At 44.7% G+C, this 20,555-nt stretch carries 16 protein-coding genes and 1 pseudogene; 11 read left to right on the forward strand and 6 right to left on the reverse strand.

Annotation, left to right across the window (positions count from 1 at the left end):
- Window positions 1-459: 459 nt before the first annotated feature.
- Both NDI44_RS03650 and NDI44_RS03655 read right to left on the reverse strand, forming a co-directional pair.
- A complete protein-coding gene (locus tag NDI44_RS03650; protein ID WP_190412417.1) occupies window positions 460-2,034 on the reverse strand; it encodes an amidase in 1,575 nt (524 codons plus the stop codon).
- Window positions 2,035-2,125: 91 nt separating this feature from the next.
- Window positions 2,126-3,022 (reverse strand): AraC family transcriptional regulator, encoded by an 897-nt coding sequence (locus tag NDI44_RS03655; RefSeq protein ID WP_190412418.1) that lies wholly within the window; start codon window positions 3,020-3,022, stop codon window positions 2,126-2,128.
- A gap of 129 nt (window positions 3,023-3,151) precedes the next feature.
- Between NDI44_RS03655 and NDI44_RS03660 the strand changes: the two genes are divergently transcribed.
- On the forward strand, window positions 3,152-3,283 hold the full coding sequence (locus NDI44_RS03660; RefSeq protein WP_277877551.1) for a hypothetical protein: 132 nt from the start codon (window positions 3,152-3,154) through the stop codon (window positions 3,281-3,283).
- Between the two features lie 39 nt (window positions 3,284-3,322).
- On the opposite strand, the gene NDI44_RS03665 is transcribed toward NDI44_RS03660, so the two are convergent.
- Window positions 3,323-5,026 (reverse strand): bifunctional diguanylate cyclase/phosphodiesterase, encoded by a 1,704-nt coding sequence (locus tag NDI44_RS03665; protein WP_190412419.1) that lies wholly within the window; start codon window positions 5,024-5,026, stop codon window positions 3,323-3,325.
- A 481-nt stretch (window positions 5,027-5,507) separates the two neighbouring features.
- Between NDI44_RS03665 and NDI44_RS03670 the strand changes: the two genes are divergently transcribed.
- The 6 genes and pseudogenes from NDI44_RS03670 to NDI44_RS03695 all read left to right on the forward strand — a co-directional run.
- Window positions 5,508-5,738, forward strand: coding sequence for a hypothetical protein (locus NDI44_RS03670; RefSeq protein WP_190412420.1), 231 nt, complete (start codon window positions 5,508-5,510; stop codon window positions 5,736-5,738).
- Window positions 5,739-5,912: 174 nt separating this feature from the next.
- Window positions 5,913-7,649 carry an ABC transporter transmembrane domain-containing protein gene (locus tag NDI44_RS03675; protein WP_190412860.1) on the forward strand — a complete coding sequence of 579 codons (1,737 nt, stop codon included), beginning with the start codon at window positions 5,913-5,915 and terminating at the stop codon, window positions 7,647-7,649.
- Between the two features lie 153 nt (window positions 7,650-7,802).
- Complete coding sequence (locus tag NDI44_RS03680) at window positions 7,803-8,030, forward strand: hypothetical protein (protein ID WP_190412421.1); 228 nt, start codon at window positions 7,803-7,805, stop codon at window positions 8,028-8,030.
- 53 nt (window positions 8,031-8,083) lie between these two features.
- Window positions 8,084-8,365 carry a hypothetical protein gene (locus NDI44_RS03685; RefSeq protein WP_190673222.1) on the forward strand — a complete coding sequence of 94 codons (282 nt, stop codon included), beginning with the start codon at window positions 8,084-8,086 and terminating at the stop codon, window positions 8,363-8,365.
- A gap of 705 nt (window positions 8,366-9,070) precedes the next feature.
- Window positions 9,071-9,628: a PEP-CTERM sorting domain-containing protein gene (locus tag NDI44_RS03690; protein ID WP_199302304.1), complete on the forward strand. Its 558-nt coding sequence runs from the start codon at window positions 9,071-9,073 to the stop codon at window positions 9,626-9,628.
- Window positions 9,629-9,874: 246 nt separating this feature from the next.
- Window positions 9,875-10,253: pseudogene (locus NDI44_RS03695) on the forward strand (hypothetical protein); the annotation flags it as partial.
- A gap of 27 nt (window positions 10,254-10,280) precedes the next feature.
- Here the strand turns inward: NDI44_RS03695 and NDI44_RS03700 are convergent.
- Window positions 10,281-10,442, reverse strand: a complete 162-nt coding sequence (locus tag NDI44_RS03700) for a helix-turn-helix domain-containing protein (RefSeq protein ID WP_199304824.1) — start codon at window positions 10,440-10,442, stop codon at window positions 10,281-10,283.
- 412 nt (window positions 10,443-10,854) lie between these two features.
- On the opposite strand from NDI44_RS03700, the gene NDI44_RS03705 reads away from it, so the two are divergent.
- A complete protein-coding gene (locus NDI44_RS03705) occupies window positions 10,855-12,639 on the forward strand; it encodes an ABC transporter ATP-binding protein (RefSeq protein WP_190412423.1) in 1,785 nt (594 codons plus the stop codon).
- A gap of 90 nt (window positions 12,640-12,729) precedes the next feature.
- Here NDI44_RS03705 and NDI44_RS03710 read toward each other — a convergent pair whose 3' ends face one another.
- Window positions 12,730-14,133 carry a sugar porter family MFS transporter gene (locus NDI44_RS03710; protein WP_190412424.1) on the reverse strand — a complete coding sequence of 468 codons (1,404 nt, stop codon included), beginning with the start codon at window positions 14,131-14,133 and terminating at the stop codon, window positions 12,730-12,732.
- A gap of 533 nt (window positions 14,134-14,666) precedes the next feature.
- Here NDI44_RS03710 and NDI44_RS03715 point away from each other — a divergent pair.
- Entirely contained in the window at window positions 14,667-17,351 is a 2,685-nt protein-coding gene (locus NDI44_RS03715; protein ID WP_190412425.1) for a hypothetical protein, read from the forward strand.
- A gap of 178 nt (window positions 17,352-17,529) precedes the next feature.
- Here the strand turns inward: NDI44_RS03715 and NDI44_RS03720 are convergent, their stop codons facing one another.
- Entirely contained in the window at window positions 17,530-17,745 is a 216-nt protein-coding gene (locus tag NDI44_RS03720) for a hypothetical protein (RefSeq protein ID WP_190412426.1), read from the reverse strand.
- A 402-nt stretch (window positions 17,746-18,147) separates the two neighbouring features.
- Here NDI44_RS03720 and NDI44_RS03725 point away from each other — a divergent pair, with 402 nt between their 5' ends.
- Both NDI44_RS03725 and NDI44_RS03730 read left to right on the forward strand, forming a co-directional pair.
- Window positions 18,148-19,398 carry a glycoside hydrolase family 10 protein gene (locus NDI44_RS03725; protein WP_190412427.1) on the forward strand — a complete coding sequence of 417 codons (1,251 nt, stop codon included), beginning with the start codon at window positions 18,148-18,150 and terminating at the stop codon, window positions 19,396-19,398.
- A gap of 509 nt (window positions 19,399-19,907) precedes the next feature.
- Entirely contained in the window at window positions 19,908-20,501 is a 594-nt protein-coding gene (locus NDI44_RS03730) for an HPP family protein (protein ID WP_190412428.1), read from the forward strand.
- Window positions 20,502-20,555: the final 54 nt, after the last annotated feature.

Below are 20,555 nucleotides of genomic sequence, written 5' to 3' on the forward strand. Positions count from 1 at the left end.
TCGCCTTGGCCGAGTTGCCCAGGGAAGCGTAAACATTTCGCCAATTACCCAATGCTGACCCTTCACTTTAACGGTCTTTAATCTCTCGGTAGATAATCAATGTCTGTTGACAACACTCAAGGCTTCTTGAAATTGACTTGTCTGACTCTAGTGATTTCTTTGCTCCAACAACTTAGTATCGCAGCCAACAGGCTAGTATTTTTTCTAATATTCATCTAAGGATCGAGGATATATCGCTCTTTTATCACTCTCACCGGAGCGAAAGCTGAAACCATTACAGCAAGCTAGTTTTAGCATTTGAGCCTATGACATGAGTTTCTATCAGGCAAGCGATCGCTAGATTGTCCATTAAGTAGGGCTTTCATCCATTGGCTACTATTTTTATTTTCCTGGAGTGACACAAGAGCGATAACTGCGATCTCTCTTGAAAATAGGGGTCAAGGGAGATGTCAGCCTAACCTAAACAGGTGGATGAATCGGATAGTCAGGTTGCGACTGGAAATGTTCTTCTATTGCCGCCATCACCGCTAAAACAATATCTTCACGCCAGTGACGCGCTGCAACTTGTACACCCACAGGTAACCCAACACTCCCTTGTTCTACTTTGGAAGCTGTTTGCTCACTTAACTGTGTACTAAGTAAGCGATCGCTTTCTTCACCCGGACGCACCCGCGTGACGGATACCACGCCTGCGGGCATACCCAGTAAATTGTACGGGATAGTATAAGTCGCATCTTGGAGTAAATAATTACTACTGCCATGAGTCAGTGCTGGCAGAGCGCAAACTGGAGAGAGTATCGCATCCAATTGTTTAGCTTCCATTGCTGCCATAAAAGCTGCACGGTAGCGGTTACGTTCATCAATCGTTTGCCAATATTCGCTGACGGATACTTCGCCCATATAAGGGAAAAGCTTAGCGATGAGCGACTGACCCATCAATCCAGAAATTGCGGCAATAACTCTGAGTAAAGGTTTTGGCAGAGAAGCTGTTTGAATGGTCTGATTAATTTGTGGATGCCGTTTGCTGTTACCTAACTGCCTTTTCGAGGTTACTAAGCCATCTGCACCATAGAGTTGGAGGTATAACTGTAAAGCTTTAAGCAAGTCTGGAGGTGTCCACTCTTCGACAATTGCACCACGTTTTTCAAGTGAAAGGGCAGCTTCTCTCACAGCGCGCCGCACAGCAGGGGAAGGGGTAATGATGCCGTTGTCAGTGAAAAAAGCGATTCGCAGATTTTCCAGCTTGACATCAGATGGTTCGCGCCAAGGTACGGGTGGAATACTAGGGTCAAACGTTTCCTGTCCCGGTGCCGCCAGAACCTTCATCGCCAGGTTCAAGTCAGCAACAGTCCGTGCCATTGGGCCGGGTTGTGCCAGTATCGCTTCTTGACCGGGCAACAGGGGTATGTGACCGACCATCGATAACCTACTCGATGTCGGTTTGAGGCTGCAAATTCCACAGGCATGGGCAGGCATCCGGACACTGCCACCAATATCACTTCCCAAGCCAAGACACGAACCCAAAGCCGCGATAATCGCCGCTTCACCACCACTGCTTCCCCCTGGAGAGCGTTCCGGATTCCAGGGATTCACGGTGCGACCGTAGACGGGATTATCCGATTCGTTCGATGCTAGCAACTGGGGGACATTGGTTTTACCTAAAATAATCGCTCCTGCCTGTTGCAGTCTTGTGACCAGTGGTGCATCCTGCTTTGCCGTTTGGCTGAGAGCAGAGATTCCCATGTTGGAGACAGTCCCCGCTACATCAAATGACTCTTTAATGGTGATGGGTACTCCGTGTAATAGTCCCAGTGTTTCTCCCCTAGAGCGAGCTTCATCAGCAGCTTTTGCTTGCGCTCGCGCTTGGTCAAATAGAGGGATAATTACAGCATTTAAGCGAGGATTAACCTCCTCAATGCGTTGAATGTGCGCCTCAACGACTTCGCTGGCAGAAAGTTCTCCAGCCGCAATTTTTTGAGCAATTTCTGTGGCGCTGCTGCCAACAATAGCGGAAGGAATTTTGACGGTATCCATTGACCACTCGCTTGATAACTCTACATTACTCAGAATTACCTTTCTAATCTAGAGCGTCTTGTAGATTCGTCCAATTTGTTGTACGTTCTTGCTATCCTTGTCGGATATGTCTGGGAGTCACGCCTAGCAGACGTTTCAAGTGACGGTTGAGATGGCTTTGGTTGGCAAAACCAACGCTGTAGGCTACCTCTGCAATACTGAGTTCTCCGTTTAGGAGTAATTCTTTAGCCCGTTCGACTCGACGGCGAATCACATATTGATGCGGAGTCAAGCCCGTTGACTGTTTAAACAAGCGAGTGAAATAATGGGGACTCATCTGCACGATTTTCGCCAGTTCCGCTAAACCTAAATCTCGATCGAGATGCCCATTAATGTAGTCAATGACTTGCCGCAATTGGTGTCTGGAAAGACCGCCATTATAGTCACGTAAAATGGGTTGGCGTGCCGAGTAGTGTTGTAACAGGTGAACGGCTAGAGCATTTGCCATCGTTTCAGCGTAGAGACGACTCCCTTGAGGGTTGTTTTCTAACACTTGCTTAAGTGCCAGCCCAATTTGCAGAACTAGCCCATCAGATGTGGCAAACTGAGGCAATAGCTCAACGTTAGAAGGTTCAGCCGATTCGTCAACAGCACGAGCGAGAATATCAGGAGCTATAGCGATAACAATAAAGTCATGTTCTGCATTCCAACAAGAACGATGACTAACCTGGGCGGGAGTAATAACAATATCCCCTTCAACGACTTGCTCATGCTGAATTTTTCCGTCTAGGGTTCGCCGTGCCTGAATCGGAGCCTCGGTTTTTGGGAAAATGAGAAGACTATGCCAAAAGAGACTGGAAACTTCAGGAGCTTCAAAGGCAGGTGTGCGGAAATGTCCCAGGAAAATGTTATTCCAGCCCGCATGAAGACTTGTGATAATTGGCGATCGCTCTAAGATTTGGATGAGATCGTCTTCGTTAGCGATCGCTCTAGGTTTGGCTTCTGGCATGGGGTGAACTCATCCCTACATGCTTAGTGTATCAATATCGATCGCGTAGTTCATCGACACAAAAAGCCGCAGGCGCACAAAGATTCCATCTTTCTGATGGAGCAGCTTCTGCAATACAACTAGGAATTCATGAGAGCCAAACCGAAGGCTCCCAATCGCTCTGCGCCTTCTGAAGGCGTGGAGGATCGAGAGTTGTTGTGGATGTGGTTGCACGCCAAAAGCGATCGCACTCACCCAATACGAAACAAGTGCGATCGCTAGAGATTAAAGGAGGCAGTCTAACAGCCAGCCAGATTTTCTCTAGGCTACGGCTTGCTGAAAACTTTCTTGGAGCATTTGAGCGATCGCATCAGCGGGGACAGGACGGCTAAAGTAGAACCCCTGACCTTCTTCACACCCCCGTCTTTGCAAGTAGTCAAACTGTTCTTGGGTTTCTATGCCTTCTGCTGTAATGTTCAACCGCAGGCTCTTTGCGAGGGCAATGATGGCATCGGTTACAGCGGCACTATCAGGATTAGATGTCACATCCTGCACAAATGACCGATCGATCTTGAGCATGGTAACGGGAAAGCGCTTCAAGTAGTTCAGAGAGGAATAGCCGGTGCCAAAATCATCCAAAGCCAGCAAGATACCCAGGTTTCGTAATTGCTCTAAAGTGTTAACAGATCGCTGAACGTCCCCCATGAGGAGGCTTTCAGTCACTTCTAGTTCTAGGTAAGATGCTTTTAACCCGGTTTCCTCAAGGGTTTGGTTGACGACTTCGACTAGATTTGGTTGTTCAAACTGTCGAGCTGACAGATTTACCGATATCCGAATTGGAGGGAATCCGGCAAGCTGCCAAGCACGAGTTTGGGCGCAAGCAGTTCGCAAAACCCATTCTCCTATTTGCACGATCGAACCATTTGCTTCTGCAATGGGAATAAACTTAGCTGGAGAAACCAACCCTAGCGTCGGGTGCTGCCAGCGAACCAGGGCTTCCATTGCCGTGATTTTTCTGGTATGCAAATCAATTAAGGGTTGGTAATAAACCACCATTTCGTTGCGCTCAACCGCTCCATGTAATTCATTTTCTAATACCAGTCGTTCCTGCAACTGAGCATTCACTTCTGGCGAATAGAACTGATATTGGCTACGTCCTTGTTGTTTCGCCTGATATAGCGCCAGACGAGCCTGTTGCAACAGTTTATCCACACCATTGCGATCTTCTAGGTCATTAATTGCGATACCAATACTGGCGGTAATCCGAATCGAGCTACCCTCTAAAAAGAAGGGTTTTGCCAGCGTACTTACTAGCAACTGGGATAGCTTGATCGCGCTCTCAAAGCAGGGAATTTCCGTTAGCGCGATCGCAAATTCATCTCCACTCACATGAGCCAAAATCTCTGTTTGACCCATACAGGTTGTCAAACGTTGGGCAACTGCTCTTAACAGCAAATTTAAGGTTTCCCGATCCAATGTATGACTCATATCAGTGAAATCGTCGATACCCAACAAAAGCACTGCTACCAGCCGCTGGTTGTTTTCAGATTGGGATACTATCTGATGCAAGCGATCGCAGAATAAATCCCGATTAGGTAATCCAGTCAGTCCATCGTAGTTGCTGATGTAGTGAATTAATTCATCTAACTTATGAAGAGTTTGTGAGGTATCTGCCATTAATGTGCCTGCTTCATCGGCAAATTCTGTAGGCAGTTCGGGTAACTTTTTGGTATTCAAATAGTCTTGTAATGCAGCAGATGTCAAAATGACTGGGGCGAGGAGGTGGCGTAGTGCATACAGAGTAGCTGCTGTACCCACTAAGGTAGCCAACAGAGCAATCACCAGCACTCGCACTGTCATTTCCCAGGAATAAGAGTTTGAAATAACGAAAGTTATCAATAAGGTTAAAAGTGGTACGTGAGTGCCTAAAAATGCCACCAACATAATTTTGGCGGTATAGCTTTTCTTAAGCAGTCCGAACCGAGCTAGAAAGGAGTAGAGGGCAAGCTTGCAATTGAGTTTCATAGATGCTGCTCAAGGGTTAAAAGTTGGCAAATTACTTACCAAGTAATATGGCAGAACCATATCTGGCATTTTGGAGATATAGAGGACTACTTCCCTTTCAAATCAACCGATGCAAGGTTACATTTATAACCTTAAATATGGTATTTACCGAAACCAAATTTTAGATTTTCGATACATCTCATTACACAGTACATTTTTGAAATCATAAATGTTCACCGTATAATCACTGATTTATAAAAAAATTAAGAATAAATAAAGCTTTTATCTCCGAGAAATTAGGGAAAGTGAAAGCGATCGCCAGAGTTTAAGTTACTCAGTGTAATGCTTTGAGCGTGGGACGACCGGGAAAGATTGCGATCGCATATACAGCATTTTTCAGTTAGGTGGAGTAAATGGCGGTTCTAACGTTCGATAGAGGCTTTTTAATTGCTATGCCGCTATAGATGTATGGCACCCAAACGAGAATTGCTATAGATCTCCGGTGACTTCGATCAGGTGGGTAGATGACGTATTGGCGTGGGTGGGTTTCCTCACATCTTGCAACCTGGTGGCTGAAACCGCACAGCGATCGCAAGCACACAAACAAAACCTGGCTACGCAGGTTATAAAATCCTTGATTTTCGGTGAGTCTGCGCTTTTAAAGCTGGGAATGCGATCGCCCCAGAATTCTATTGTGACGGCTTACGGCTTAGTGTTACGGCTTAGTGCATGATGCGATCGCGACTTGAGTGAGGCGTGAGGCGACGGTTATGCAAAGCAGCTTGTCCTTGAGGATTGCAGCTTTTTTCTATCGAATCTTAGTTAATCTTAGTCAGGAGAGACTTTTCTAAATACAGAAGGGTAAATTCTATTGGTTCAGCAATCAGAACTCCAAAACAAGTCATCGATGCAGCCGCTTCAGCGCGTGCTAGGAAGTTTAATCGCCTACCGTTGGATCTCGATAGGGGCGTTGCTCAGTTCCTTGCTTTTAACGGCTGCTTATGCCGTCACTCCCCAACTGTTTCGTTGGGGAATCGATGAAGGGATTGCCCAGCGAAACCTCCAAATTGTGTTTTACAGCGCTGGATGGATGGTCGTTGCTGCGATCGCGCGCGGTTTGTTTAACTTCGGACAAAGTTTTTGGGCAGAAACCGCATCTCAGGGGGTTGCCTACGATCTGCGAAACAAGATTTTCAGCAAGATTCAAAACCTCAGTTTCAGCTATCACGACCAATCCCAGACTTCTCAACTGCTAACTCGCGTCACTAGCGATATTGAGCAAATCCGCACGTTCCTCAGTACGAGCCTGATGCAAGTGATCGGTGCAGTCATAACACTTGTCAGCATTGCCACCATCCTGCTGTTAATGAACTGGCAACTAGCGCTGATTACGCTAACAGTCGTACCCATCTCAGGGTGGTTGTTGGCGCAATTTCTCACCAAAAATAGCCGGTTGTTCGGGCAAGTTCAGGAGCAACTCGGTAATCTGAATACTGTATTGCAAGAGAACCTGCTGGGCGTGCGAGTGGTAAAAGCGTTTGTCCGAGAATCAGCAGAAGCAAAGCGTTACACGACGCTGAATGATGCGTTGATTGTGACCAACATGAAGACCATTCGCGCCATCCGCGATACTTTTCCGTTCATCTTTTTGCTCAGTAACTTGGTGACAGTCGTTGTCATCGGTTATGGGGGTGCAGAGGTCATTGAAAATCGGTTTTCAATTGGAGAATTGGTAGCGTTTAACTCTTACTTGCTGTTGATTCTTCAACCCGTTTTATTAATAGGATTTGCGGCTCCCGCGATCGCGCAAGCGGCAGCATCTGCCGAACGAGTCTATGAAGTAGTGGATGCAGAGATTGAAATTCGCGATCGCCCTGGTGCTGTCCCTTTTGAAACTTGCGGCGGTCGAATTACATTTGAAAATGTCTCGTTCCGCTATCCAGGAGCCACCACAGAAGCCCTGAAAGGTGTTTCTTTTGAAACTAAACCGAAAGAACTCATCGCCATTCTGGGGATGACTGGTTCCGGGAAAAGCACCATTATCAACCTGATTCCGCGCTTCTATGATGTTACGGCGGGGTCAGTTCGCATCGATGGACGAGATGTGCGGGACTTCACCCTAACAAGTTTGCGATCGCATATTGGCATTGTATTTCAGGAAACCACACTGTTCTCTGGCACCATCCGCGAGAATATTGCTTATGCTAAGCCTGATGCAGACTTGGAGCAAGTCATTGAAGTCGCAAAAGCCACGCAAATGCACGACTTTATTACTAGCTTGCCCGATGGTTACGAAACGATTGTTGGAGAACGCGGTGTAGGCTTATCGGGCGGACAAAAGCAACGGATCGCGATCGCTCGCACATTGCTGACAGATTACAGCATTCTCATCCTCGATGACAGCACCTCTGCCGTAGATGCCAGAACCGCTGCCCAGATTCAGGAGGAACTCGATCGCCTGATGCGCCAAAAGGCTTGCACGACCTTTGCGATCGCTCAACGCATTAGTACCGTGCGGAATGCCGATCGGATTTTGTTGATGGATCAAGGACGACTAATGGCGCAAGGAACGCATGAAGAATTGATGCAAAATAGTCCACTTTACGGGGCAATTTTAGAATCGCAGGTAAAGCGAACAAGTTGATAAACACAATCATAATATGCGGTTCTCAGTTGAGTGGAATTGCGATTCTAGAAGAGTTATTTGAACGTCTGGAGCAGCAGCATTACTCCCACCATATGAGAAGAGAACTGCTATAATCGGGGCACAATTAATTCATCTTGCCGCCCGATTCTCTTGCTATTTAACTCCTATACCTTTATCTTCTGCTTTTTACCGATTACTCTAATTGGCTTTTTTGCCCTAAAAAAATTTCGCTTGATCTGGGTAGCGATCGCGTGGTTACTGCTAGCCTCCCTCGCGTTTTACAGTTATTGGAGCATCACCTTCCTACCCGTGTTGTTGGGATTGATCGCTGTTAACTACTCCGTGAGTAGGCTGATTAGGCAAGCGATCGCGACTTAGGTATCTGCCTCAACCTCGTGCTCCTAGGCTTTTACAAGTATGCCAGCTTTGCCATGACTGTGGTCAATCAACTGCTCAATACAGGCTGGAGTATTCCTGCAATTCCCTTGCCTCCAGGTATCTCCTTCTACACCTTTACCCCGATTGCTTATTTGGTGGACACCAATCGCGGCAAAACCCTAGACACCAACCCGATCGCCTACAGTCAATTTGTGACATTCTTCCCTCACCTCATTTCCGGTCCAATTCCCCGTGATCATGAGTTGATGCCCCAATTCCTCAACCTAAAACACTTCATTTTTTCCCATCGAAACTTGGCATTAGGATTGACATAGTTCACGCTGGGATTGTTTAAAAAAGTCGTGATTGTCGAGCATCTAGCTCCGTGGGTTTCCCAGTGTTCAGCCATGCCAGTGCTGTCACGTTGATTGAGGCATGGGTAGGAGTAATAAGTTATACACTCCAACTTTATTTTGATTTCTGTTGGTCCAGAAACAGGGTTTCTTTTGCACCTACTTTGGTGAATGAAACATCGCTGCTAAGCTAAGCTTCTATGTACCACCAAGATGCTAGAGCCTACGTATCCCTCCCCACACTGACGAAAGAACGTCGTAGATCGGCATCTTGCCGGAAATTCGCCTGTAGGTGACATTCACGCAAGTGTGAATGCACATAATTTGCATTTGTCAATACTTATGTGCCAAATTTATCGAGTCTAAACACAACTTTTTACGTATTATGACGGATGAAAGCCCCTGAACATCAGTGTTTTGGCTGTAGTATAAGTCCTGTTAGCGATATTTCTATCTATCTTTAGGTATATTTTTTTGATGAAGATAGGCTCAAAACGTTGACTTCACCGATCGGGGTATGCCAATCTGTTCTCAGTGATGACACTCTAATGAGCGCGAAATTATCTAACTACAGTAAGTTTTTACAGATATTGATGGGTAGTTTCTACTAATCCGAAGGTTTTCGCGAATCGTACTTCTAGAGTAATTCTCACTGTCAACCTTAATTTGTTTGGAGAGATCGGAAAAATGGCTACCTCAACTATCATGACTGCAAACATTCTGAAGAAGTTAGTGTTAGGTGTCGCTGTTGGCGCTGTTTCCCTAGTTTCCATGAAAGCAAATCCAGCTAATGCAGCTTCTTTTAACTTCTCATTCGTATGGAATTATAATCAGCAGGAATATGGAACTGGAAGTGTAGAAGGCTTTGACAATGATTCAGATGGCCTTCTGACCAAAAATGAACTTACTTCTTTTAATACCTCTTTACCTTTGGAGGGGGCTTATCTTAATTTGAACGATTTATTTGGTTTTGGTAGTTTTGACTTAAATACAGGGGTGTGGAACGCAGACGCACCTGGCTGGGGTCAACCCAATTTGGCCTGGTTCAGTTGGAATGGGGGAGGCAACTCTGTGAATCCGCTGTGGGCTACTATGACAACTAATGATTATGTCCCGACACCGCCGACACCGCCTGCGACCGTCCCCGAACCCGCTTCTACCTTCGGCTTGCTGGCATTAGGTGCAATGGGTGCTGGTTCCATGCTGAAGCGCAAACAGCAACAAAAAGCGACAGTTAAAGCATAACTTAACAACCTAAACCGATTCAATAACAGAAGGGTTAGGCTAACAGTTGCAACAAACCTGTCAAACCAATTAAAGCACAATCCGTGTTTTTCCCAGTGGAAAGCGCGGCTATTTTTTTGGGGGGGATGATGCAATGGCGCTAGAAAGCGGGTTTCTGGGGTGGGATCTGAGCAAAGAATGTTTGGTGCGATCGCACCTCTACTTTAAGTTACCATTTCCTTGTCGCCATCAGCTAAACTTCCTCATGTTAACCCAAAGCAAATCCACCAAGTGCTACAGGCTCATAGCGAAGGCACCAGTTTACGAGGGATTAGTCGCATCAGTGGACTGGCTTACAACACGTTGTGAGTATTGTTCGCTCATCGAGTGCCAAAGCTCAGTTGGTTCATAACAACCAAGTTGAACAGGTCACAACCGAGGCAACAAACAGGTCGGTGGCATCGTAGACAAAACAAATTTGGCAAAGTGTGGGAGCTTTCCGTCACTAACAACGCGACTCGTGGTGAGTTACTTCAACTGGATTTGGCAGCATAGTCGATTGAAGACAACGGCGGCTCAGCGAGCTGGACTGGCTGACCACCCTTGGAGTTGGCATGATCTTGCTACCTTCCCAACAATAACCTGATGCACTACTGTTGATTCTTATATCTCTCTACTCAGTAGCTTCTATGTAGTAGTAACCCCCAAGTTTGCGAGTTACAATCTGACCATTCTTAATCAGGTTGTGAACTCGCTGACGAGTTACGCATAGCAGCAATGCTGTTTGAGCTACAGAAAGTAAGTCAGGGCTGTCCTTTGAAGCAATGTCTGTCATACGATGAGCTAAAAGGGTGCTTTGATCTCACAAATCCTTTGTCAATATTGCATCTGTGACTTCAACTATCTGTAAGCTCTTAATTTCGCTGAGAAATGCGATCGCGTATTGCTTGAGGCACATTCTCCCAGTCTTGGTCTGTCATTGGTGTTGCCGGAGCGAACTCTAACCCTTCCAGTAGCAGTGATTCCAGCCGTTCCTTCTTTTCGTGCCCGATCCTGACGGATTAACTTGCAAAAATACTCGCTGACTGTACTATAGCCACCGGGTCATAAGAATTCCTCCAAGCCTCACAGCCTACATAATGTCAAATTATGCCATAACAAACAGTGAGCTATGACGGATGTGGGTTTGAGAGAGTCCTTCCAGACGATACGATAGCGAAGTGAAAAAATAAGTCGGGAATAAAAGCATGAGAGTCCCAGGCCCCGTTGTCGCATCCGAGCAAAAAGCAACTCACCAACTCTCAACTCTGCGGCGCTTTTTACGATATCTCCGACCTTATCGGAAAGAAATTCCCATTGCTTTAACCTTAGTGGCGATTGGGGCTACAACGCAATCCATTGGCCCTTTTTTGATTGGTTGGTCTATTGACAATCTGATTGCGCGGGGAAATCTGCGGGGATTGTTATTGATGTTGGGGGTACTGGGACTGATCTACATCCTCGGTGTTTGGGCAATTCGAGGACAGATTATGCGCGTGGGTTCGATCGTGCAGCGCGTACTGGCTCAACTGCGGCAAGATATTTTTATTAAAATCCAAAGCCTTCCAATCAGCTTTTTCGATCGCAGCGAAGCGGGTGATTTGATGAGCCGCTTGCTGAATGATGTGAATACAGTGAATCAAGCATTTGGACAGACGATTGCCCAAATGTTGGGCAACACGTTCAGCTTAATTGGCATTATTATTGCCATGCTCTCAATCGATCTGAAACTTGGTTTGCTGAGCAATTTAGCGGTGCCATTGATGATTTTCACGACTGGCTTGTTTTCCCGCTGGGCAAGAGCGAGATTTCGCGTCACGCGGCAGACAATCGGCGATCTTTCCGCCAAGCTAGAAGAAGGTATCAGCAGTGTCCGGGAAGCACAAGCATTTAATCGCATCCAACTCAATATTGAAGAGTTTGATGTTGTCAACGCAGCCAATCGCGATGCCAACGTTGAAGCAGTGGCAATTACGGCTGCATTTTTGCCGTCGATTGATTTTCTCAATACATTAGCTACCGCCGCAGTGTTGGCGTATGGAGGATATCTGGCGGTGACAGGAGCCGCAACTGTGGGGGTTGTAACCTCCTTTTTACTATACGTTCAGCAGTTCTTTCGTCCTATCCAAATTCTCAGCCAATTTTATACGCAAGCTCAATCGGCGATGGCAGGTTTGGAGCGGATTTTTCTACTGTTAGATGAACCTTCGCAACTTAACGATGCCCCTAATGCGACTGAGATGCCGCCTATTCAGGGTGAGGTGCGGTTTGAAGCGGTGACATTTGGCTATACCCCTACTCAACTCGTACTCAAAGGGGTGAATCTGCACGCTCAACCGGGACAGATGATTGCATTAGTTGGACCAACCGGAGCGGGTAAAAGTACGATTATTAACTTAATTCTGCGCTTCTACGATGTGTCTGGGGGCGCAGTTAAAATTGATGGGATTGATGTACGGAGCGTGACGCAGGCGAGTTTGCGTCGTCAAATTGGCATTGTTTTGCAAGACAATATTTTGTTCAGCGGTACAGTTGCGGAAAATATTGCTTTCGGCTGTCCTCACGCCACGCAAGCTGATATTGAAGCAGCGGCGCAATTAGCTAATGTGCATGAATTTATCATTTCCTTGCCGCAAGGATACGCGACTCAATTGGGAGAACGGGGTGCGCCTCTGAGCCAAGGACAGCGACAGCTGGTAAGTATTGCGCGTGCTGTATTAATCAACCCCCGAATTTTGATTCTGGATGAAGCTACCAGTAGTATTGATACTCGCACAGAAGCGCTGGTGCAGGATGCGATCGCGCGTCTACTCCAAAGTCGCACAAGCTTTGTGATTGCCCACCGCCTCAGTACAGTAACGCAAGCCGATCAAGTGTTAGTGATTCAGCAAGGACAAATTGTGGAACGAGGTACTCACGCAGAACTCATCGCTCAACAAGGTGTCTATGCCAATCTCTATGCACTTCAACTGGGTGCAAATTCTACTCAATAGGGTGGTGCAAGGATGCTGGTTAAAACTTAGCGCGATCGCACTCTGTTCAATTACCGCCGATAACCAAAGAACCTGCGGTGAAAGTCGATACTACACCATTTCCTCTAGTTCTTTACCCTTGGTTTCTTTAATCAGCAGCAGAACGAAGAACAAGGAAATCGCCGCAGCAGTCGCATACAAGCCATAGGCAAAGCCTAAACCCACATCCTTGAGAGGGGGAAAGGTCGTGGACACCGCAAAGTTGGCAATCCACTGAGCCGCAGCAGCAACGGATAGTGCCGCCCCGCGAATCCGATTATTAAACATCTCCCCTAGCATCACCCAAACGACGGGTCCCCAAGAGAAGCCGAAGCAGAAGACGTAGAGGTTAGCAGCTAGCAGCGCAATGATGCCAGAATTTCCAGTTAGGGAGGGGTTCCCGGCGGCATCTAGGGGCGCACTGCCAAAGGTTGCCGCCAGCGTTCCTAGGGTAAGAGTCATGCCCAGAGAACCCAGGATCAGCAGAGGTTTGCGTCCAAACTTGTCCACGAAAGCGATCGCGACTAGCGTTGTCACAATATTGGTGATACTGGTAATCACCGTAATCCACAGCGAATCCTTCTCGGAAAAGCCTACCGCCTGCCACAGCACGCTGCTGTAGTAGAAAATCACGTTAATCCCTACCAACTGTTGCAGAACAGATAACCCAATACCAACCCAGACTATCGTGAGTAAGCCATGCCTACCCATGAGATCGGACAGTTGAGGTTTGCGTTCCCGCAATACCGTCTGCCGAATCTCCTGTACTTTCGCCTCAACATCTCCACCCAAAACCTTTGCCAAAACCGAAGCTGCTTCTGCTTCCCGTCCTTGAGCGACCAAGTAGCGGGGTGATTCTGGAATCCGCAGTGCGCCTACTGCATAGGCAATGGCAGCTGGGATCTCAGTCCAGAACATCCAACGCCAAGCCGGGACTCCAAACCAGAAGGGCGCTTCCGCGGAACCAGCAGCAACAGCGATGAAGTAGTCGCACAGCAAGGCAATGAATATCCCGGTAACGATCGCAAGTTGCTGGAGAGAACCGAGTCGTCCGCGCAGGTGTGCAGGGGAAACTTCGGCAATGTAGGCGGGGGCGATAACGCTCGCAGCACCAACTGCTACCCCGCCCACCAATCGCCAAACCATGAAATCCCAAATAGTAAAGGCAATACCGGAACCTACGGCGCTGATCAAAAACATAATAGCCGCGACGATCATCGTTTTTACCCGCCCATAGCGATCGGCGAGCTGTCCGGCAAAGAAGGCTCCCACTGCTGAACCCAGTAGTGCGGAGGAAACGGCGAATCCCGTTGCCACACTACCCACTTGAAACTCTCTTCCCAAAGCGGCTACTGCGCCATTAATTACGGCAGTATCAAAACCAAACAAAAAGCCGCCAATCGCAGCTACCAGCGCCAGCATCAGCACATAGGATGTGCTGGCTTTAGGCATAACAGGTTTGTTGTGAATAGTCATTTGTTAATCCCTAAGTCAAACGCAAATGCAAAGCTAAATTGATTTCGATTTGCTCATCCATACAAACTTTGAAACGCAAAGCCTGCCAAGCGATAGCCAGCAACCTATCGTGGTAGCTTTCTATCGCTTGGCGATTACCTCCAGTACGTTGCGCGATCGCTCATGTACTACGGCAATTACTACTTTTGTGAACTTCGGAGACAACGAGCAGATTTGTCTCCTGGTTTAGGTTTGATAGCTAGTCTGTGTTTAATGTGAGAACTGGGATAAACCGGGTTATCAGAAAGATGTAAATTTATTTCTCACCATGAGAACATTGTTTGATCCCACCTTCTGACTAGCATCAATCTTTAGGATTAAACCAACGAAAACGTAAGGAACTGTAAGATTTAGCGAAAAAACTTAACATTACAACCCAAATTGGCTGAATATCCTTGTCATATTGGGCATTTGTCATTTTTTATACTACTGCAAATCCCATAGTGTACTATATTCTTAATAAGAGAGCCATAAGGAAAACTGGTAAACTTGGTATGGAAGTTAATGCCCAATGTAAGCGGATTCTTGAAGGTATTGAGCGCCTAGAAGAGTATCTTCAAGAGCGAATTGCAAAGGAAGCTCTAGACTTGGACTCAAACTTCGAGACGAATAGAAACCAGGAATTGCTTCTGCGGTTAAAGAAAAGCTTACTTCAATATACTGAGCGGGGAAAGAACTTAGTTTACGTCGGTCTCATGGGTCACTTTTCAACAGGTAAATCCAGTACTATAAACTCGTTGCTTGAGTTAGATGAAACTTCTGAGGAAGTTAGGAAAGTAGGCTTAAATCCTGTTGATAAGTCGATTACACTGATCACTCATAGTGATAATAAAGACTCAATTTTGACTACTACTAGAGAGGGTCTAATATCAATCAGAGCGAGTTTCATCGATAGCGAGTTTCTGAGAAATATAGTCTTAGCTGATACTCCGGGAACAGGCGATCCATTGCTTGCAAGTGAAATAGCTAGAGACTTTTTGCCAATTTGTGATTTGGTTATTTACTTTTTTTCTGCGGCTATTCCTCTTGATAGCGCGGATGTTCCTCTTCTGACTGAAAAGTACTCCCATCTAGCTTTTATTCCTATTCGATTTGTTATTACACGAGCTGATGAATTCAAACATAACGATGAAACTCCTTTTAGTCATAAAAATTTTAACAAAATAAAAGCTGATAGTTTTTTAAACGAATTAACGCAAAGAATTAATCATTTGTTTAAAAACAGTTCTTATGTTGACCATCAAAGTATAAACTTAATAGATAATAAATCGAAGTTTAACATAGAACAATTACGCCAAAGTCTTATTGCTTTTGCTAATATTTCAGATGTTCAATCCCAGATTAATATTCATAGCCATAAAATAATATATTTTAAATCGAGTGCGGAAAAACTACAATCTTTCTTTTGTAATTTCTTACTTGAAAAGCTAGGTTTTTTGTCCAATGTTATAAAGACATCAGAGAAAAATATTGAGCGCTTTAAAGGCAAAATTCGGGTAACTAATAATACACTTACTGAATCTTGGAATAAAGAGATTAGCTCGATCAACGAAATAAAACAGAAGACGTACAAGCAGCTTTTAGCGGTGCCAGCAATTCCTAGTTCTATAAATTTGCTGTGTTCTCAAGATAAGAAGGTTAATCAACCAGGTTATTTTAGTAGTCAAAATGAAAATGAACCAGACTATTATATTAGGCAAGAAGTAACTGAACGGATTAAACTCATAAAAACCAGGATTGAGCGCAATATTACGCCGCAATTTAAAAATGATGTATCTGCTAATAAGGGTAGGATTGATAATTTATTGTCTTTAAATAGTCTGAGTAGTTCTGAAGCTCTGGAATTAGGATTTTCAGCCTTTCAGCGTGATAAATTATTCGTTGACGTAGATTTTCTACCATCACCAATTTTATTTGACAAAGCGTTAGATTACTGCCAGAAAATTGATAATCAACTTACTCAATATCACCGAGATTTAGAAGCTGCTGTAGAAAAACTTAAAAAGCTATTAAATGAACAGCATCCATTAAAAGAATATGAGTCACGTCTAAAGTCAGCTATTAATGATTTAACGAAAGATTTTGATGATTACTTCGACAGTATAACTGTCTACAGGAGTGGAGTATTCGCACTGAATGTTAAAGAAGCGATTTCAAAGCTTGGTCTTGGACATCGAATGGATGAGCTAGAGTCTGATGAATTAACTGAGGAAGAAAAAGCAATAATTAAGCAGGATGCACAGGAGCATATTTTTCCGGATGCCTCTCGAAGCTTTATCGATGCTTCAAAGAACTTTGTTAATTTACAAGCCTCCTCTGAAGAGCTTCAAGGCAAGATTAAAGTAATGTCTTCGGAAAAGTCCGCTTTACTTGACAGTTCGCTAGAAGATTGGAAACAATCTCAGATAGCTATTATTAAAGATGAGTTTGCTAAAGAGGTTGAATCTGAAATTGATAGATTACAACGGATTGTCAATACTAAAATAAGAGAACTATTTGCCACGTTTGATGATGAGTGGAAAAAAGAGGTAAGTATAATGCAAGCTGAAAGGAGAAAACGCTTTGCTATTTTGACTATCTCATTTGGTGTGATTGGGCTAGTTTTGTATCTTCTTTATATCTTTGGAACGCCAAGAAATTTATCAAATAACCTGTTTGTAACAATTGTATTGGGTGTGATAATCAATCTTGTTAGCAACGTTGTAGGTTTTATTTGGGCAATAGTTACAGATAAGTTCCCGATAAACATTAAAGCGAAGGAAAGCAATATACTTGGACGATTACGTGAAGATTATTTTGAAATAATTAATAATAGTATAGCTAGGGTTCATGATTCAATAACTCCTGATAGCCAAATCTTACATGAGTTTTGGAAAAATTTACTAATAACTGAGCCTCTAAAAGCTTGGGCTATAAAGAGAGAGAGCTTCTACAAAAACCTTATAACTTACACTGATGAATACTCTAAACTTAGTCAAAAATATGTGCAAATTGTAAATGATACCGCAGAAGCGGCTTCTAGGTACTTTTCCGATACAGAGTATAACCTTCAAAAGCTAAATGAGTTCTCAGATACTTTACAGCAAACTGCAATAAAACCTTCATTTGAGTTGTTGGCTGAAACAAAGGCAAATCTGGATACTGTAATTCAAAACATTCAAGAAATTGATTTTGCATAATTGCATATTGCATAATTACTGCAAATCGAGGAAAAGTTCGTAAATTCTGCTAATGGGTTTTGTCGCATCACTGTAATAGTGAAAGGTGGTTGTTGCGAAGGATGAGGGGAATGCGTGGTAAACTATCAAACTCCTAAGAGAGATGAGTCAGCTGTAGAGTATTTGAAGCGCATCCTGTTCAATCACCCTTATTATCAGCCGACTGCATTGCTTGCATCAATGTCTCACCCGCACCAAAAGCCTCATAAGGAGTTGGCAAATAATAAACTTTATAAGGCTCCAAAGGAGAAATATCCTCGTTAGTATCCAAATCTTCCGCCAGGATACGGATCAACTTAAGTTTATCGGGTGCAGAAAGTTGTCGCACCATCGGCACTAACTCTGCTAAATTCATTTCTGGCTCCTTATTACTCTGCCTACGCTAATCTGAACAGCCTTGACCCTTATTTTATGTGCCCTAGAGCAAGACAGACATGAGGCAATAGCGCGAACCGACAGGTCGGCGCTTCGCGATCGCACTTACGGATCGAGTTGAAACAAAAACTATAGATCCAACTGTCTCTGGGAAAGGATTTAGATGAAGGCGATCGCTAATAATGTTTGATAGAGCGTAGGCCGTAATTCTACTTAGAATACCCCGACGCTTCAGCTTTTCTAATACAACAATTCAGGATTACTGATTGAATGATTCCTGTTAACAATCAATTTTTCAGTAGATATAAATACCTGTAAACTATTAATCGTTCATTTCATCACTAGGCTAAGCGATCGGATAGCTAACTTATTATTCAAATTTATGAAATTGCATTTCATCCCTAGAGGTTGGTGGCGATCGCTCAAGTATCTCTTGTTAATGTTTCTGGCATCATTGATCGCAGTATTGCTGGCTGGCAACCCGATTTCTGCGATCGCGCAAAGCCCAATGCCACTAGAAGCGATCGAGCAAAGCCCAATACCCGAAGCGACCCCTCAGAAACGTTTTCAGGAAATTCGCGGGGTTTGGATGACCAACAATGACAATAAAATCCTCAGAGATCGCCCCAAGCTGCAAAATGCTGTCAGTCAACTGGCGCAGCTAAACTTCAACACGATCTATCCTGTAGTGTGGAATTCTGGCTATACGCTTTACCAAAGTGCCATAGCACAACGGGAAGGCATTCAATCTTCTGTCAGCAAAGGCTTACAGGGACAAGATATCATCGCTGACCTGATTGCCCAAGCCCATCGCCAAGGCTTGCTAGTGATTCCCTGGTTTGAGTTCGGTTTCATGGCTCCCCCGCTATCGGAATTGACATCAAATCATCCGAATTGGATTACGCAACGGCGGGATGGTAGCCAAACTTGGATTGGCGCTGCGGGTGAGGTTGTGTGGCTTAATCCCTTCCATCCAGATGTGCAGCAATTTATCACCGATCTGGTGCTGGAAGTCGTCACTAAATATGATGCCGATGGTATTCAGTTTGACGATCACACCAGTTTGCCCAATGAATTTGGCTACGATCGCTACACGCTTGCCTTGTATAAACAGGAAACCAAGAAAGATGCGCCTTCCAATCCCAAAGATCCTGCATGGGTGCGCTGGCGTGCAGATAAAATTACGGCATTCATGACACAACTCAATAAAGCTGTAAAAGAGAGAAAAACCAACGCAATTTTCTCCGTTGCTCCTAATCCCTACGTCACTGCTTACAATACTTATCTGCAAGATTGGTTGAATTGGGTGCGAAAAGATATTGTGGACGAGTTAATTGTGCAAGTTTATCGTCCCAATCTGCAAAGTTTTCTCGACCAGCTGACCCGCCCGGAAATCCAAGAAGTGCAACAAAAAATTCCAACTGGAGTTGGTGTTCTCACTGGCTTGAGAAATAAGCCTGTTTCGATGCGACTGATTCAATCTAAAGTACGGGCAGCTCGCGATCGCGGCTTGGGTGTAACTTTCTTCTATTATGAAAGCCTTTGGGACGATGCACCAGAACCCAGAGCGGAACGGCAATCTAATTTTCAAAATCTCTTCAACTTCCCGGCTTCCCGCTTTGCGATCAGATAACTTGGGGATCTTTAACAAAGCGATAGCTTCGCTTGCGCCAAGGGCGAACGCGCGCTTCTCCTCTATGCACTAAAAATTCATCTATCTGAGCGATCGCTTGCTTCATTCACGCAAGCGATCGTTTTTTGCTGTCAACGTATCAATAAAACTGATTACTTAAATTGCTTATTCTTATGAATTAGAGGTTCCATTTTGAACGAGGAAAAGATAAGGTTGACCTAATGTTAAGATTTCATGACATTTGTTAACGCAGGAGAATATTTTTCATGTTAGATGAGGTTTTTTGTCATCCTTCTGCTTGTATGAAAGAGAATTATGGCATCTATACCTTCTTTCCCTAGATTGAATAACAGCATTTAAGTTTGCTATAGCAATACGGTTGAATTGCAGAATTTAGATATTTATCTGGTCATAGCTTGCAAATCCCTATAAAAATTTGCAAGCTGAGCAGAGCGATTTTTTATGACCAATTTTTCCGATTTTACTATCTGAATAAAAGTAAAAAAACGATGAGAAGTTATCTGCCTAAAGGGCGAAATTATCGCACCATTCTGCCTCAATTAAATTACAAAAGTATTCGTTTGAGAGTAGACAATTACTGCTTAAAAATACGCGGTAGTAAACGTGCAGTTCCTTTAGAGAGACCCGATCATAGGCATATTCTGTGGAGTTCGCTGGGTAGTTTCATCGGCATTGCAGCCACAGCTTATTTATCGGTGAAAACTGGCGCTCCTCTACTAATGGCTCCCTTTGGTGCTACCAGCGTCTTGATTTTTGGTGTACCTGATAGTCCCTTAGCACAACCGCGTAATGTAATCGGCGGTAATTTTATCGCGGCTCTAGTTAGCTTGACGATTTTGCATCTTTTTGGTGCGGAACCCTGGGCGATGGGAATGGCTGTGGCAACTGCTATTGGCATGATGCAGTTCACAGGGACATTGCATCCACCTTCGGGAGCTGTTGCATTAGTCGTAATGATGACGAAGGCACAGTGGCAGTTTCTGCTAACCCCGGCACTTGAAGGTTCTATTATTTTGGTACTCTGTGCAGTAGTTTTTAACAATCTTGCTCAAGACAGGACGTATCCTAAGCACTGGTTTTGAGCAGTCTGAATCTCTACATGAGTAGTGGTAGAAAGGGTCGGGTTAACTAAGGAT

Origin of the sequence: Trichocoleus sp. DQ-A3 (assembly GCF_039961975.1) — a bacterium.
GTDB lineage: Bacteria > Cyanobacteriota > Cyanobacteriia > Cyanobacteriales > FACHB-T130 > FACHB-T130.